12 protein-coding genes are annotated in these 15,783 nt (G+C 61.5%); 7 read left to right on the top strand and 5 right to left on the bottom strand.

The features are described 5' to 3' along the window. The first annotated feature begins 73 nt into the window (after positions 1-73). From IB249_RS15360 to IB249_RS15370, 3 genes are all read left to right on the top strand, one after another. The gene (locus IB249_RS15360) at positions 74-328 is read left to right on the top strand and encodes a YkgJ family cysteine cluster protein (RefSeq protein WP_192306099.1); all 255 of its coding nucleotides are present in this window, start codon (positions 74-76) and stop codon (positions 326-328) included. 40 nt (positions 329-368) lie between these two features. Beyond that, positions 369-974, top strand: a complete 606-nt coding sequence (locus tag IB249_RS15365; RefSeq protein WP_192306100.1) for an START domain-containing protein — start codon at positions 369-371, stop codon at positions 972-974. Between the two features lie 262 nt (positions 975-1,236). Further along, on the top strand, positions 1,237-3,330 hold the full coding sequence (locus tag IB249_RS15370; protein WP_192306102.1) for an LTA synthase family protein: 2,094 nt from the start codon (positions 1,237-1,239) through the stop codon (positions 3,328-3,330). 57 nt (positions 3,331-3,387) lie between these two features. Here IB249_RS15370 and IB249_RS15375 read toward each other — a convergent pair whose 3' ends face one another. Then, positions 3,388-3,546, bottom strand: a complete 159-nt coding sequence (locus IB249_RS15375; protein ID WP_174602692.1) for a DUF3309 family protein — start codon at positions 3,544-3,546, stop codon at positions 3,388-3,390. A 279-nt stretch (positions 3,547-3,825) separates the two neighbouring features. Between IB249_RS15375 and IB249_RS15380 the strand changes: the two genes are divergently transcribed. From IB249_RS15380 to csrA, 3 genes are all read left to right on the top strand, one after another. Continuing rightward, entirely contained in the window at positions 3,826-4,641 is an 816-nt protein-coding gene (locus IB249_RS15380; protein WP_192306104.1) for an SDR family oxidoreductase, read from the top strand. A gap of 69 nt (positions 4,642-4,710) precedes the next feature. Next, positions 4,711-5,043 carry a YnfA family protein gene (locus tag IB249_RS15385; protein WP_192306106.1) on the top strand — a complete coding sequence of 111 codons (333 nt, stop codon included), beginning with the start codon at positions 4,711-4,713 and terminating at the stop codon, positions 5,041-5,043. A gap of 142 nt (positions 5,044-5,185) precedes the next feature. Then, positions 5,186-5,371 (top strand): carbon storage regulator CsrA, encoded by a 186-nt coding sequence (gene csrA / locus IB249_RS15390; RefSeq protein ID WP_192306108.1) that lies wholly within the window; start codon positions 5,186-5,188, stop codon positions 5,369-5,371. Positions 5,372-5,376: 5 nt separating this feature from the next. On the opposite strand, the gene IB249_RS15395 is transcribed toward csrA, so the two are convergent. From IB249_RS15395 to IB249_RS15410, 4 genes are all read right to left on the bottom strand, one after another. Continuing rightward, a complete protein-coding gene (locus tag IB249_RS15395; RefSeq protein WP_003199186.1) occupies positions 5,377-5,604 on the bottom strand; it encodes a YheU family protein in 228 nt (75 codons plus the stop codon). A gap of 194 nt (positions 5,605-5,798) precedes the next feature. Continuing rightward, on the bottom strand, positions 5,799-6,989 hold the full coding sequence (locus IB249_RS15400) for an osmoprotectant NAGGN system M42 family peptidase (protein WP_192306110.1): 1,191 nt from the start codon (positions 6,987-6,989) through the stop codon (positions 5,799-5,801). Between the two features lie 147 nt (positions 6,990-7,136). After that, positions 7,137-8,885, bottom strand: coding sequence for an N-acetylglutaminylglutamine synthetase (gene ngg, locus IB249_RS15405; RefSeq protein ID WP_192306112.1), 1,749 nt, complete (start codon positions 8,883-8,885; stop codon positions 7,137-7,139). A gap of 3 nt (positions 8,886-8,888) precedes the next feature. Then, entirely contained in the window at positions 8,889-10,661 is a 1,773-nt protein-coding gene (locus IB249_RS15410; RefSeq protein WP_192306114.1) for an N-acetylglutaminylglutamine amidotransferase, read from the bottom strand. 297 nt (positions 10,662-10,958) lie between these two features. Between IB249_RS15410 and IB249_RS15415 the strand changes: the two genes are divergently transcribed. Next, positions 10,959-15,779: an NEL-type E3 ubiquitin ligase domain-containing protein gene (locus tag IB249_RS15415; RefSeq protein WP_192306116.1), complete on the top strand. Its 4,821-nt coding sequence runs from the start codon at positions 10,959-10,961 to the stop codon at positions 15,777-15,779. Positions 15,780-15,783: the final 4 nt, after the last annotated feature.

Consider the following 15,783-nt stretch of genomic DNA (forward strand, 5'->3'; position numbering starts at 1 on the left):
TTAAAACGCCTGTTTTAGCCGCTATTCTGTGCCCGTCCATTAATCCATCACCCGTCGCGAGGAGCCCGTCGTCATGAAATGCCGTGAAGGCTGTGGCGCCTGCTGCATTGCCCCATCCATCAGCTCCGCGATTCCCGGCATGCCCAATGGCAAGGCCGCTGGAGAACGTTGCGCGCAGCTGTCTGTCGAAAACCTGTGCAACATCTTCGGCCAACCGGAACGACCTGCGGTGTGCTCTGGCTTCAAGGCCGATGTCGAGGTCTGCGGCGCCAGCAGCGAAGAAGCGATCAGGCTGCTGGGCTGGTGGGAGCAAATGACGGCGGCATGATGTGTCCAACGACGGAACTTCAACAATAAGGAATAAGACTATGGGTTCGCTGCATCGAATGGCTGTGCTGTGCGGGTTGACGGTGGCGCTGGCAACCAGCGCCGCCCAGGCGCAAGACTGGAAGGAGGCACGCAACGAGGACGGTATCAAGGTGTCCTTGAGCGAAGTGGCCGGTTCCGACTACAAGGCGTACCAGGGCGTCACCCTGATGAAAACCACCGTGGCCAAATTGCGCGCGCTGCAGGATGACGTGGCGGGAGCCTGCACCTGGATCTACGAGTGCAAACAGCAGAAATTGCTCAAGCACGAAGGCGACCAGAGCTGGACCTACAGCCAGTTCAACACCCCATGGCCGGTGACACCGCGTGATTCGGTACTGCACGTCACCACCAGCGAAGGCGCCGATGGCAGCTTGACCCGCAAGCTTGAAGGCGTGCCCAAGTACATCCCCGAAGAAAAGGGCTTCGTACGGGTCGCCAAGGTCGAGGGTTTCTGGAAGTTCGTGCCCAAGGGCGACCAGGTCGAAGTGACCTACCAGGTGCACACCGAACCGGGCGGCAGCGTGCCGTCGATGGTTGCCAACAAGTTTGTAGTGGATGCGCCATTCAATACCTTGAAAGCGCTGAAGGCGAAAGCCGAGCAGTAACACCACCACTGTGGGAGCGAGCAGGCTCGCTCCCACTGCCGTGACTTTATTTTGTTTCCACATATGCGTTGAACGAAATTTTCACAAAGTCTCCAAGACAATTCGCCCGCGTCAACTTTGCCGCTCAGTTATCAATGGCAATGCCACCACTGATCGTGCAACATTTGCGCACCGCGCAAACCCCGGGGCCTGGTACGGGCCAACAGAGGGCAGGGCGCAGCCGCCTTTTTGCAACTTCAACTTCCAAGGGTCCTAAAACGACATGGCAATCCCGGACGCCCTGAGTCAGCAGCGAGCCTCTAATCGCCTGCTGCAACCGACCGTCAAATCGCATCTGGCCTACACGCTGCTGTGCGCACTGGTCATGATGGTGATGTTCAGCCTGCTGCGCCTGGCGCTGCTGGTCTACAACCGCGAGATGATCCTCGACACCCCGGCCTCGACCTTTGTCGAAGCTTTCGCCAACGGCCTGCGTTTCGACCTGCGCCTGGTGGTTTACCTCAGCATTCCATTGGTGTTGGCCCTGTTCAGCGCCCGGGCCATGGCTGCGCGCGGGTTCTTCCGCCTCTGGCTGACCGTTGCGTCGAGCATCGCGCTGTTCCTCGGCCTGATGGAGATGGACTTCTATCGCGAGTTCCACCAGCGCCTCAACGGCCTGGTCTTCCAGTATGTAAAGGAAGACCCGAAAACCGTGATGAGCATGCTCTGGTACGGTTTCCCGGTGGTTCGCTACGTGCTCGCCTGGGCCGTGGGGACGGTGATTCTGACCCTGGCGTTCAAGGGCGCCGACCGTGCGACCCGTCCTCGCGGGCCGTTCAGTGGTGGCAGCATCGGCGCGCGCCAGGTCGCTCCGTGGTACGCGCGCCTGGCGGTGTTCGTGGTCTGCCTGCTGATCTGCGTGGTCGCGGCTCGCGGCACCCTGCGTCAAGGTCCGCCGCTGCGTTGGGGTGACGTCTACACCACCGATTCGAACTTCGCCAACCAGTTGGGCCTCAACGGTACGCTGTCGCTGATCGCGGCGGCCAAGAGCCGGATGTCCGAGGATCGCGACAACATCTGGAAAGCCACTATTGAACAGCCGGTGGCCCAGCAAACCGTGCGCGACCTGCTGCTGACGCCGAGCGACAAGCTGGTGGATGCCGAGACCGCCGCCGTTCGCCGTACCTACACGCCGAATGCCGACAAGACCCTGCCGATCAAGAACGTTGTGGTGATCCTGATGGAGAGCTTCGCCGGTCACTCGGTCGGTGCGCTGGGGCGTCCGGGCAACGTCACGCCGTACTTCGACAAGCTGTCGAAGGAAGGCCTGTTGTTCGACCGTTTCTTCTCCAATGGCACGCACACCCATCAGGGCATGTTCGCCACCATGGCTTGCTTCCCCAACCTGCCCGGTTTCGAATACCTGATGCAGACCCCCGAAGGCAGTCACAAGCTGTCTGGCCTGCCGCAACTGCTGAGCGCCCGTGACTACGACGACGTGTATGTCTACAACGGCGACTTCGCCTGGGACAACCAGTCGGGCTTCTTCAGCAACCAGGGCATGACCAACTTCATCGGGCGTAACGACTTCGTCAACCCGGTGTTCTCCGATCCGACCTGGGGCGTGTCCGACCAGGATATGTTCAATCGCGGTCTGGAAGAGTTGAAGGCCCGCGACGGCAAGGACAAGAAGCCGTTCTATGCCTTGCTGCAGACCCTGTCCAACCACACGCCGTACGCCTTGCCGACACCGTTGCCAGTGGAGCGTGTGACCGATCGTGGCAGCCTCAACGAGCATTTGACCGCCATGCGTTACTCCGACTGGGCGCTGGGTCAGTTCTTCGAGAAGGCGCGCAAGGAGCCGTACTTCAAGGAAACGCTGTTCGTGATCGTCGGCGACCATGGTTTCGGCAACGAGCAGCAAATCACCGAAATGGACCTGGGCCGCTTCAACGTTCCAATGCTGCTGATCGGGCCGGGCGTCCAGGACAAGTTCGGCCAGGTTGACCACACCGTAGGCACCCAGATCGACATCGTGCCGACCATCATGGGGCGTATCGGTGGGGATGTGCTTCACCAGTGCTGGGGCCGTGACCTGCTGAACCTGCCGGAAGGCGACAAGGGCTTTGGCGTGATCAAGCCGTCGGGCAGTGACCAGACGGTTGCGTTGCTCACCGCCGACCGCGTGTTGGTGCTGCCGAAGGAAATGGAACCCAAGCTGTATCAGTACCAGTTGGGCGCCAATCCCAAAGGTGAGCTGATCCCGGCGTCGGCCGATGAAGCGGTGCTCAGGAAGAAGCTTGAGTCGTTTATCCAGACGGCGACCAAGAGTCTGATCGATAACACCGCCGGTGTGGTTGACGGCAAGCCGGACTAAGTTCCCGGCGCAATAAAAAAGAGGCCCTACACAGGGCCTCTTTTTTTATCGGTCGTTTTATATCTTGCCGAGCAACAGCAGGATCAACAGCACCACCAATACCACGCCGATGATACCCGATGGGCCGTAACCCCAACTTCTGGAGTGAGGGAAGACCGGCAGGCCGCCTACCAGCAGGAGGATCAGAATAATAATTAGGATTGTGCCCATGTCTATTTCCTTGTTGGAAGTCTTCTGAAATTACCTGGCCTTTAACACTCAGCTGGAATGCGAAAAACCCAAGCTGCTTACAAAGTCCGACTCTCGCGAGTGAAAGAAAATTCCAAGTTTTTTTAATGTTTTTCGAAGACAGGCTTATTTCGTTTTAACAAGACAAGTTATCGCGCACCTGTGTTTGGTTTGTTCGGGCTATTCAGCAATCTGATGGAGCGTGGGTTGGCCAGGGACCTTCGCTACACTCGACGTATCTTCCCCGGAACAACAAGGCTGTTTGCTATGCAAAATCGCATGATGATCACTGGCGCGGGCTCGGGCCTGGGTCGCGAAATCGCACTGCGCTGGGCGCGTGAAGGCTGGCGGCTGGCCTTGTCGGATGTCAGCGAGCCCGGCTTGCAGGAAACCCTGAAACTCGTTCGTGAAGCCGGTGGCGACGGTTTCATTCAACGTTGCGATGTGCGCGATTACAGTCAACTGACCGCTTTTGCCCAGGCCTGCGAAGTGAAGTTCGGTGGCATCGATGTCATCGTCAACAACGCAGGTGTCGCCTCGGGCGGGTTCTTCAGCGAACTGTCCCTGGAAGACTGGGATTGGCAGATCGCGATCAACCTGATGGGCGTGGTCAAAGGCTGCAAGGCTTTCCTGCCGCTGCTGGAAAAGAGCAAGGGCAAGATCATCAATATCGCGTCGATGGCTGCATTGATGCAGGGCCCGGCCATGAGCAACTACAACGTGGCCAAGGCCGGCGTGGTGGCGCTGTCGGAAAGCCTGCTGGTCGAACTGGCCCAGCAGGAAGTCGGCGTGCACGTGGTGTGTCCTTCCTTCTTCCAGACCAACCTGCTGGACTCGTTCCGGGGCCCGACACCGGCGATGAAAGCCCAGGTCGGCAAACTGCTGGAAAGTTCGCCAATCACCGCTGGCGATATTGCCGATTACATCTACCGGCAAGTGGCGGCCGGCGAGTTCATGATTTTGCCCCACGAACAGGGGCGCATGGCGTGGGCGCTCAAGCAGAAGAACCCGCAGTTGCTCTACGATGAAATGACCGCCATGGCCGACAAAATGCGCGCCAAGGCCAAACAGACCGCAGGTTGAGCTTGCCCCCTGCCAGCGTCCTCGTTAGGGTGGCCGCCATCGATCGGTCAACCCTACGAGACGCCAGGCATGCTCAATTACCTGTGGTTCTTTCTCGCCGCGCTGTTTGAAATCGCCGGCTGCTTTGCCTTCTGGATGTGGTTGCGCCAGGGCAGAAGCGTCTGGTGGGTGGTACCGGCGCTGCTCAGCCTGACCTTGTTCGCCCTGTTGCTGACCCGTGTCGAGGCAACCTACGCCGGGCGCGCCTACGCGGCCTACGGTGGCATCTACATCATTGCCTCGATTGGCTGGCTGGCGGTGGTCGAGCGGATTCGTCCGCTGGGCTCCGACTGGATTGGCGTGGCACTGTGCGTTATCGGTGCAAGCGTCATCCTGTTCGGCCCGCGCTTTTCCGCCTCTTGAAGTTTCGCTCAGCTTTGTCGGACGTTTCCTAGGGAGGTGTCCGTTTAGCGTTGTAGGGCGAGACTGTTTTGCTCCCGTTGCATTGAAGGCCCGCTACACACCGGGCATCTTCAGGGCTCGATAACCCTGGAGGACGAATGCCATGCTTGTACTCAGCCGCGTTGTGGGTGAAATGATTTCCATCGGTGACACCATTTCCCTGCGCATTATGGCCGTCAACGGAAACAACGTGCGCTTCGGCATCGAAGCGCCACACAGCGTCGCGGTGCACCGGGCCGAGGTTCACCAGCGGATCCAGGCCAAACGGGAGAAAGCCAAGGAGACCTGAAGGCGTCAGTCAAACAGGTGCTTGGGTACGTCGTGCTTGAGCATCAGCTGGCATTGCTCGCTTTCCGGATCGAACACGATCAGCGCCTGGCCCTTGGTCAACGCCTGGCGAACCCGCAGCACACGGGTTTCCAACGGGGTGTCGTCGCCGTTGTCCGTGCCATCGCGGGTTACAAAGTCTTCGATCAGACGGGTCAGGGTGTCGACTTCAAGTTGGTCGTGGGGGATCAGCATAGGCACCTCGGCTAAACAATGACGCGATGCTACGGCGAATGAGGGTCGTCGGCTAGCCTGGGTTCATGTGCAGTCCGGACCACCGCCATCGCGAGCAGGCTCGCTCCCACAGGTTCAACGCTGTGTCTGTGGGAGCGGGCTTGCTCCGGGCGGCGTTCCGACGAAGGTGGCGGATCAGCCAGTAAAAAACTGGATCAGCTCTCGGACCGCTGCCCCACGAGGCTGTCCACCGACGGCACTCGCGTATCGCTTTCCATCTGCGTCTCATGTTCGATCTGATGACTGAACCGGTCCAGCGACCCCTTGGCCGGTTGTGCATCGCTGGCGAACACCGGTGGGCTGAGGATGTAGGCGCCGAGCAGGCGACTGAGGGCGGCCAGGCTGTCGATGTGGGTGCGTTCGTAGCCGTGGGTTGCGTCGCAGCCAAAGGCAAGCAGGGCGGTGCGGATGTCGTGGCCGGCAGTGACTGCCGAGTGCGCGTCGCTGAAGTAGTAGCGGAACAGGTCGCGACGCACGGGTAACTCGTTATCGCTGGCCAGGCGCAGCAGGTGGCGGGACAAGTGGTAGTCGTAAGGCCCGCCGGAATCCTGCATCGCCACGCTGACGGCATGCTCGCTCGAATGCTGGCCCTGGGCGACCGGCGCGATGTCGATACCGACGAATTCGCTGACGTCCCACGGCAGTGCAGCCGCGGCACCGCTGCCGGTCTCTTCGGTGATGGTGAACAGCGGATGACAGTCGATCATCGGTTCTTCGCCGCTGTCGACAATCGCCTTGAGCGCCGCCAGCAACGCCGCAACGCCGGCCTTGTCGTCCAGGTGACGGGCGCTGATGTGGCCGCTTTCGGTGAACTCCGGCAGTGGATCGAACGCCACGAAGTCGCCGACGCTGATCCCCAGGGAATCGCAGTCGGCGCGGGTTGCGCAATAGGCGTCCAGGCGCAGTTCGATGTGGTCCCAACTGATCGGCATCTCGTCGATGGCGGTGTTGAAGGCGTGCCCGGAAGCCATCAGCGGCAGTACGCTGCCGCGTATCACGCCGTTGTCGGTGAACAGGCTGACGCGGCTGCCCTCGGCGAAGCGGCTCGACCAGCAGCCGACCGGGGCCAGGGTCAGGCGACCGTTGTCTTTCACGGCGCGCACGGCGGCGCCGATGGTGTCGAGGTGAGCGGAGACGGCGCGGTCAGGGCTGTTTTTCTTGCCCTTGACCGTGGCGCGAATGGTGCCGCGGCGGGTCATTTCGAAAGGAATGCCCAGTTCTTCGAGACGCTCGGCCACGTAGCGCACGATGGTGTCGGTGAAGCCGGTCGGGCTCGGTATGGCGAGCATTTCCAGCAGGACTTTTTGCAGGTAGTTGAGATCCGGTTCGGGCAGTTTGCTGGTCATGGAAACTCCTGATGAGTGAAGAGCATCGACGGTTTCGATGATGAAGTGGGCGGTGCCTGGCCTGGCGCCTTCGCCCGCCCGCTCCCACAGCGCAAATGCAACGGGTGGGAGCGGGCTTGCGAAGACGTCAGTGCCGACACCGCATCGTTAACAGGCCACGGGCTGACTGTGCGGAAACAGCAAATCGACGAACCGTTCCGCCGTCGGCTGCGGTTCGTGGTTGGCCAGTCCGGCACGTTCGTTGGCTTCGATGAACACATAGTCGGGCTGGTCCGCCGCCGACACCATCAGGTCGAGGCCGACCATGGGAATGTCCAGCGCCCGCGCGGCGCGTACTGCGGCATCGACCAGCGTGGGGTGCAGAATGGCGGTGACGTCCTCAAGCACCCCACCGGTGTGAAGGTTCGCCGTGCGCCGCACGAACAGATGCTCGCCTGCCGGCAGAACGCTGTCGTAGTCGTAGCCCGCCGCTTGCAGGGTGCGTTCGGTTTCGTGATCCAGCGGGATCCGGCTTTCGCCGCTGGTCGCCGCCTGGCGGCGTCGGCTCTGGGCTTCGATCAGGGCGCGGATGGAATGCTGGCCATCGCCGACCACTTCCGCCGGCCGGCGAATGGCGGCGGCGACCACCTCGAAACCAATCACCAGAATCCGCAGGTCGAGGCCCTGGTGGTAGCTTTCCAGCAACACGCGGGTGTCGAACTGGCGGGCTGATTCGATGGCCTGCTGCACGTCTTCGATGGTGCGCAAATCCACAGCCACCCCCTGGCCCTGTTCGCCATCCAGCGGCTTGACCACCACACGCTCGTGCTCGTCGAGGAACGCCAGGTTGTCATCGGCATTGGCCGCGAGCTGTTGTGCGGGCAGATTCAGGCCGGCGTTTTTCAGCACTTTGTGGGTCAGGCTCTTGTCCTGGCACAAGCTCATGCTGATGGCGCTGGTCAAGTCGCTCAGGGATTCGCGGCAACGCACGCGCCGGCCGCCATGAACCAGGGTGAACAGACCCGCCTCGGCGTCATCCACCTGCACTTCTATGCCCCGCCTGTGCGCTTCGTCGACGATGATCCGCGCATAGGGGTTGAATGCCGCTTCGGGCCCGGGGCCGAGGAACAGCGACTGATTGATCCCGTTCTTGCGCTTGATGGCAAAGGTCGGGAGGTTGCGGAAACCGAGTTTGGCGTACAGGTTCTTCGCCAGGCGATTGTCATGCAGCACCGACAGGTCGAGGTAGCTCAGCCCCCGGCTCATGAAATGCTCGATCAGGTGCCGGACCAGCACTTCACCGACACCGGGCCGCGAACAGTGAGGGTCGACGGCCAGGCACCAGAGGCTGCTGCCGTGTTCCGGGTCGTTGTACGCCTTGTGGTGATTGAGGCCCATGACGCTGCCGATGACCGCGCCGCTGTCTTCGTCCTCGGCCAGCCAGTACACCGGGCCGCCCAGATGATGCGGCGTCAGCAGGGTGGGGTCGATTGGCAGCATGCCGCGTGCCTGGTACAGCTGGTTGATCGCCTGCCAGTCCGCCTCGCTCTGGGCGCGGCGAATGCGGAAACCGCGAAAGACCCGGGTGGCCTGGCGGTAGTCGCTGAACCACAGGCGCAGGGTGTCGGACGGGTCGAGGAACAACTGCGCAGGCTCAAGCCCGAGTACTTGTTGGGGCGCGGCCACGTACAGCGCTATGTCGCGCTCGCCGGTCTGTTCATTGAGCAATTCCCCGGCAAGGCTCGCCGGGTCGGGGAAGGTATGGCCGATCAGCAGCCGGCCCCAACCGCAATGCACGGCAATCGGGGTGGCGGCCAACTCGCTGCCGTCTTCGGCCAGGCGCGCCTGCAACCGTTCGTAGGAAGGCGCCTGACCGCGCAACAGGCGTTGGCTGTACGCCGTGGCGTGAGGTTTCATCAGTCAGATTCCTTGTTCGCTGAGCCACAGGTTCAGGGCCGCCAGTTGCCACAGCTTGGAGCCGCGCAATGGGGTCAACTGGCCTTGCGGATCGGTCAGCAGGCGGTCGAGCATCGCCGGGTTGAACAGGCCACGGTCCTGGCTCGGGTCCAGCAGCAGGTCGCGCACCCAGTTCAACGTGTCGCCCTGCAGATGCTTGAGGCCCGGTACTGGGAAGTACCCCTTCTTGCGATCGATCACTTCACTTGGAATCACCAGGCGCGCCGCTTCTTTCAACACCTGCTTGCCGCCGTCGGGTAGCTTGAACTTGCCCGGCACCCGCGCCGACAGTTCCACCAGGCGATAGTCGAGGAACGGCGTGCGCGCCTCCAGGCCCCAGGCCATGGTCATGTTGTCGACACGTTTGACCGGGTCGTCCACCAGCATCACGGTGCTGTCCAGGCGCAAGGCCTTGTCCACCGCCGCGTCGGCGCCGGGTTGTGCGAAATGCTCCTTGACGAAGTCGCCGGCGGCGTCATTCGCCGTCAGCCATTTCGGCTGCACGGTGGCGGCGTAGTCTTCGTAGCTGCGGTCGAAAAACGCCTCGCGATAGGCCGTGTAAGGATCGGCTGCGCCATCCACCTGCGGATACCAGTGATAACCGGCGAACAACTCGTCCGCACCCTGGCCGCTCTGTACCACCTTGCAATGCTTGGCCACTTCCCGGGACAGCAGGTAGAAGGCGATGCAGTCATGGCTGACCATCGGCTCGCTCATGGCGCGGAATGCCGCGGGTAGTTGCTCGATGATCTCTTTCTCGTCGATGCGCAATTGATGATGCTGCGTGCCGTAGTGTTTGGCGATCAGGTCCGAATACTGGAACTCGTCACCGCGCTCGCCACCGGCATCCTGGAAACCGATGGAGAAGGTCGAGAGGTTTTCCACGCCGACTTCTCGCAACAGCCCGACCAGCAGGCTCGAATCGACGCCGCCGGACAGCAGCACACCGACGTCGACTGCTGCTCGCTGCCGGATGGCCACCGCCTCGCGGGTGCTGTCGAGTACCCGGTCGCGCCAGTCTTCCAGGGTCAGGTGCATCTCATCGGCGCGAGGGCCGTAGGGCAGGGTCCACCAGGTTTTCTGTTCGGTGCGGCCATCGGCCTCGATGCGCATCCAGGTCGCCGGTGGCAATTTCTCGATGCCCGCCAGCAAGGTGCGTGGCGCCGGGACCACGGCGTGGAAGTTCAGGTAGTGATTCAGCGCCACCGGATCGAGGATCGGGTTGATGTCGCCGCCCTTGAGCAGGGCCGGCAGGGCCGAAGCAAAGCGCAGGCGCTGGCCGGTGCGCGACAGGTACAACGGCTTCACGCCGAGACGGTCGCGGGCGATGAACAGGCGCTTGGCGTCACGTTCCCAGATGGCGAAGGCGAACATGCCGTTGAGCTTGGGCAGCAGCGCTTCGCCCCAGGCGTGGAAGCCCTTGAGCAGCACTTCGGTGTCGCCGCCGGAATAAAAGGCATAGCCGAGGCTTTCCAGCTCGGCGCGCAGTTCGGGGAAGTTATAGATCGCGCCGTTGAAGGCCAGGGACAGGCCCAGTTGATTGTCGATCATCGGCTGCGCCGAGCCGTCCGACAGGTCCATGATTTTCAGGCGACGATGGCCCAGGGCAATCGGTCCCTGGCTGTGAAAACCCCACGCGTCGGGGCCGCGAGGGGCCAGGTGATGGGTGATTCGTTCAACGGCTGCAAGGTCCGCAGGTTGATGATCAAAGCGTAACTCGCCAGCTAATCCGCACATAAAGTCCTTACCGGTTTTTCCGTTGGGGAGGGTCAATCGGCACCCGGCCAAAACGGCGGGTACTCAGAAACTGACCTGTGTGGATTTCAGGAGTTTTAGATCGATAAGTAATAAGCCGTACTGGCCGGACGAATGGTTTATCTGCCACGCAGGCGTTTTTCCATGGCGGTAAATAGTGCTGCGATGCATGCGAGTAGTTGTTTCAACCGCCGGCTGTTTGACGCGATATTCGAATTATCATTTGCCGCGCAAGGTCCCGTAGGCTGATAGAACCTGAACGCAATAAGGATATTGCTCATGCTGTCACCCACCGAAGCGACGCCTGCCGTTGCCCGTTTTACCGCTGCCCATCGCCTGGAAGCGTTGCTCGAACACACCGCCGATCTGGACAAGGCGCAGACCCTGCACAAGACCATTCCAACATGGCTGGCCGACGCCGAGCTTTCGGTAGTGCAGGCGCTAAAGGCTGCTTTCGAACAGAGCGCCCGGGTTCATCCCAAGGCCGAAAAGGTGCTGTGCACGCTCAAACCGCTGGACCTGTTCTGCAAGGAGCAGCTGACGCGTTTTCTCAAGGACAAATGGAAGCTCGATGTTAACGTCGAGCGCGATACCCTGGAGATCGTCCGAAGGTCGCTGCCGATGACAACGGTACCGCCCGTCATAGGCGTCAATGGTTTTGTCACCACCCTCTCTCGTAGTCTGCTTCATGCCGCCATGGAGAATTTCACCGAGAGCGAGGCGCAAAGTGGAGGCATCCCGGCAAACTCCTCGATAAAAATCAATTCAGAAGCGCAAAAAGGGCCAGAGATCACCCCCACCCAATTCGCCGCACTCTGTCGCGAGCTCGACCTGGGCGGACGCTATCAGCGGCACATCGATGAGGTATTTGCCCTACCGGCAAAACCCGGGACCGCAACTGGCGATGATCGCGCCAGCGCCGCCGATATCCGGCGCCTGAAGTTGCTCGACATGGAAGTGGCCGTTCATGTTGCCTACCTGAAGAAAGACATCAGCGAAGCCGCGTACCGGATGTTGCTGAACGTGATTGCGCAGGACCTGCCTGCCGCTCAAACCAGGAACGCGGCCTTCGATGGGGGAGCGCTGACCTGGCAAGGCTTGATGATCCATGATGCGTGCATCTGTGGGGCGCTGGTGTTCAGCAAGGTGTCCATCGAAACCGAGCCGAAGGCCAGGTGTGTGGTCTACCTGCCGAACGAGCCTCGGCGACCGCTGTATGAATACGCCTCGCTGGATGAGTTCAAGGTCTACCTGACGCTCAAGCTGCAGAGCAAAAGCTACCGGGCGTTCTTCGCCGGGCAATACCTGCATGGCCACGACAAGACCGGTTTTTTCGCCGAGTTCGACAAGGACAGGGTCCTGGGGACGCTGGGCGCTGCCCCGGCCACCTGCCTGTCCGATTTCTTATTCAGCGCCCTGGTCAGCAAGGCCCAGGAAGATGCCCGCATCCTGGCGATCCCGACCCGCGAGGTCGATGAAGCGCAGCGGGAGAAAACCCTTCAGCAAGTGCTCGATGGCACACTGCTGCTTTTGAACGTGGCGTCTTTTTTCGTGCCGGCGCTGGGGCTGGTCATGACCGCCGCCGCCGTGGTCGACATGGCCGGTGAGGTCTACGAGGGCGTGGAAGACTGGAGCCATGGTGAGCGAACCAAGGCGCTGTGCCATCTGTTGAATGTCGTTGAAAACGTGGCGCAGATGGCGGCCTTCGCGGTCGGCGGCAAGGTCGTATCGAGCGCGTTGCGCCGTGGCATGCAGGAGCAGGCCGGTTTTTTTGACGGCTTCGAGGCGGTGACCCGTGCCGATGGCAAGCCGCGCCTGTGGAAGCCCGAACTTCGTCATTACCAGCAGGCAACGCCGCTGCCGAAGGGGTCAAAGGCCGATACCAATGGCCTGCACAAGCAGGGCGAACGTACTTCGATTGTCATGGCGGGCGCGGTTTATCAGGTGGCTCGTGACGAGGCGAATCAGGCATGGCGGTTGAAACACCCGTCACGTCCGGACGCCTATCAGCCGGTGATTGAGCGCAACGTCGAGGGCGGCTGGCGACAGGTCCATGAGTACGGGCATGAATGGCCCGACAGCGCCTATGCACTGAAGCGTGCGGCACCGCGTCTCGGTAGTTTTTCACACAGTGAACTGACACAAATCGCCGACATCACCGGCCTGTCGCCGGCGCAGCTTTACCTCATGCATGAAAGCAATCTCCCCTTGCCGCCACGGGTGAATGACTGTATCGAACGCTTCAGGCTGAACCGCAACATCAGCGCGCTGATCGCGGCCTTCGCCCGAGATGACATCGCCAACAATGCTTTTTCAGCGGAACAACTGCACACCCTGCCCAGGCTGGCCGGTTGGCCGAAAAAGCGCTTCATTGAAGTGCGCGATGCTCGGGGGCGGGTGATCAACCGCTTCCCGGAGACGGCGCCGCACAATGATGACATCAACAGTGTGCACGTTTCGCAGGCGCAACTGAGCGCCGGCAAACTGCTCGAAACGGTGATCAGTGGGCTTTATCCGCATGAAGTGGAAAACATCATTGGCCCGGTGACGACGCAGTCGAAACCACACCTGTTGGCGAAGAAGATCGCCGCATCGCTGCAGACCGATCGGCGGCCGCTGCTCGACTTGCTTCATGCAACCTACGACGGCCGCGCCAGCGCCGAGGTGGCCACCTTGCGCGAGCATGCCCGCGAGCTTCCGGTCAGGGTCAGCCAGGCGTTGCTGGACGGTGCATCCGCCAGGGATCGGACTCTGCTGCGCGAAAGCAGGATGCTTGGCCTGGACCTCGCGCGGGAGGTCGGTGAGGCACGGTTCGCGATCCGCCAGGATCGCGCGCTCACGGGGCTGTATTTGCCGGAACTGGGCAATGCCGACACCGACACCCTGTTGTTCGGTTTGATGGATCGCGTGCAGGGCTGGGGCGACGGCTATCGACTGGAGTTACGCCAGGGGTCCGCTACCGGCAGCTTGCTGCAAAGCGTCGGTAAATCCACGGCGCCGGCGTGCGGGGTGATCGTCAAAACGTCTTCCGGTTACGCGTTCAGCCAAACCCGTGGCAACGTCTCCTCGACGCTGGTGAGTGAAACGCTGTTGGGCTCGATAATCGATGCAATGCCCGCCACGCAGCGCAGCCGCATGGGCTTCTCCGACATCGATGCGCCGGATGCCGCAACCTTGCGCACGCGCCTGGCGCGCGCCGGCACGGCTGACCTGGCGCGTACCGCGCAGGTGCTTCGGGGGGAGCGCAGCGAGCTGCCGGAGCACCTTTCCGCCTGTGTCCAGGCCGATCCTCCCGTGACCAGGCCCTATGCCAAAAGCTTGATCCGTCAAGTCAGGAAACTCTATCCGCTGTTCAGCGATGCCCAGGTTTCGACGTTTCTCGACGAAGCCGGCAGTACCCCGATGATGCGGGTGAACCGGCTCAAGGCGCTGGGGCAGCAGTTGAAGAAACTGCAAGCGGTGTTGCTAGCCTGGCGTGAGGACGAGGCGGCGATGAAGAAGCTGCCGGGGCAGTTCAACGATATTCGTGTCAGTCGTCGCCAGGTCGCTGCCGTCATCGAGAACTGCTGGCGTCGGGTGACACCACCGCGCTGGCCGCACGACCAGCCTTTCACCACGCTCAAGCTGGAGCGTAACCCGGTGGGGTCGCTGCCGACGCTGACCGAGCAGGACGTCGCCCACGTGCGCAACCTGTCGATCAAGGACATGCAGGCCGGCGATGAGCTGGCGTATTTTCTCAAGCCGTTCAAAGGTCTGGTCACCCTGGAGCTGGACCGCAACCACCTGACCCGCTTGCCCGAAGTGCTGTCGCACATGCCCAACCTTCAGCACCTGAGCCTCAACGACAATCGACTGGTCCTGACCGAGCACACGTTGCGCACGCTCGCGGACCTGCGTGGATTGCGCACGTTGGGTCTGAGCGGTAATCGTCTCGGCGCGACGCCGGATGTCAGCAGGATGTTGCATCTGCAATCGCTGTTCCTGGCCAATACCCACGCGACCGAGTTGCCCTCCGGGCTGTCACGCCTGGGCTACCTGGACATGGTGGATCTGCGCGGCAACGAGATACGCGATCTGCCGGCCTGGCTGTTCGACATGCCGCGACGGTTCGCCAGTACGATCAACCTGCGCCATAACCCGTTGTCGGTTTCCAGCCAGGTGTCGCTGGGAAACTATCGCGGGCGCACGGGGGCCGGAATGGGCTACCTGGAAAATGATGACCGGGTGATCAACGAACAGGTGGCGCGTGAACTGTGGATGGGCAAACCGGCTGAAACCACCTATGCCGCGCGCAACCGCACCTGGCTCGCGCTGAAAAACGAACCCGACGCCAGCGGTTTTCTGCAGTTGCTGGCGGAAGTCGGAAGTTCGGCGGACAGTCATTACGTGCGTGAGGACATGACGCGCCGGGTCTGGAGCGTGATCGAGGCGGTTCAATCCGATGCGCGCTTGCGTGATCAAGTGCTTTCGATGGCGGTGAAGGCCAATTGCGCGGATTCGGCGGCGACGATCTTCAGCAACCTAGAAGTGGCGGTGAAGATCGATGCTGTCAGTCGCCAATCCGGCAATGCCCACGATCACGCGGCGCGCCTGCTGAGCCTCGGACGCCGTCTGTTTCGCCAGGATTATCTGGCAAGGATCGCCCGGGAACGGGTGGCCGCCGATGCCAAGCTGGATCCGGTGGAAGTGGAACTGGCCTACCGTGTCGGTCTGGCGGACAGGCTCGATCTGATCGGGCAACCCCGGCACATGCGTTATTCCTCGGCCAGCGGCGTGACGGCCAGTGACCTGGACGTGGCGTACAACCGGGTGGTCAGCGCCGAAATGTCCACTGAACTGCTCAAGTACCTGAGTGAGCGCAGCTTTTGGGTCGATTTTTTACGCCAGCATCACGCTAAACGGTTCCTCGATCTCGCCGCACCATTTCACCAGCGCATGGAACAGGCGTTCGCTAGCCAGGACACCCTGGGTGACCTGTATCGCGGGCAAGTCGACGGCATTGCCGCTGAGCTGCAACAAGGGGAAACCCGGCTGTTGCAGCGCCTGACCGAAGACGCCATGAAGGCCGAGGAACTCAAGACCTGCTTTGTACTGGATTGAGCGC

This window comes from Pseudomonas sp. PDM04, from assembly GCF_014851765.1.
Lineage (GTDB): Bacteria > Pseudomonadota > Gammaproteobacteria > Pseudomonadales > Pseudomonadaceae > Aquipseudomonas.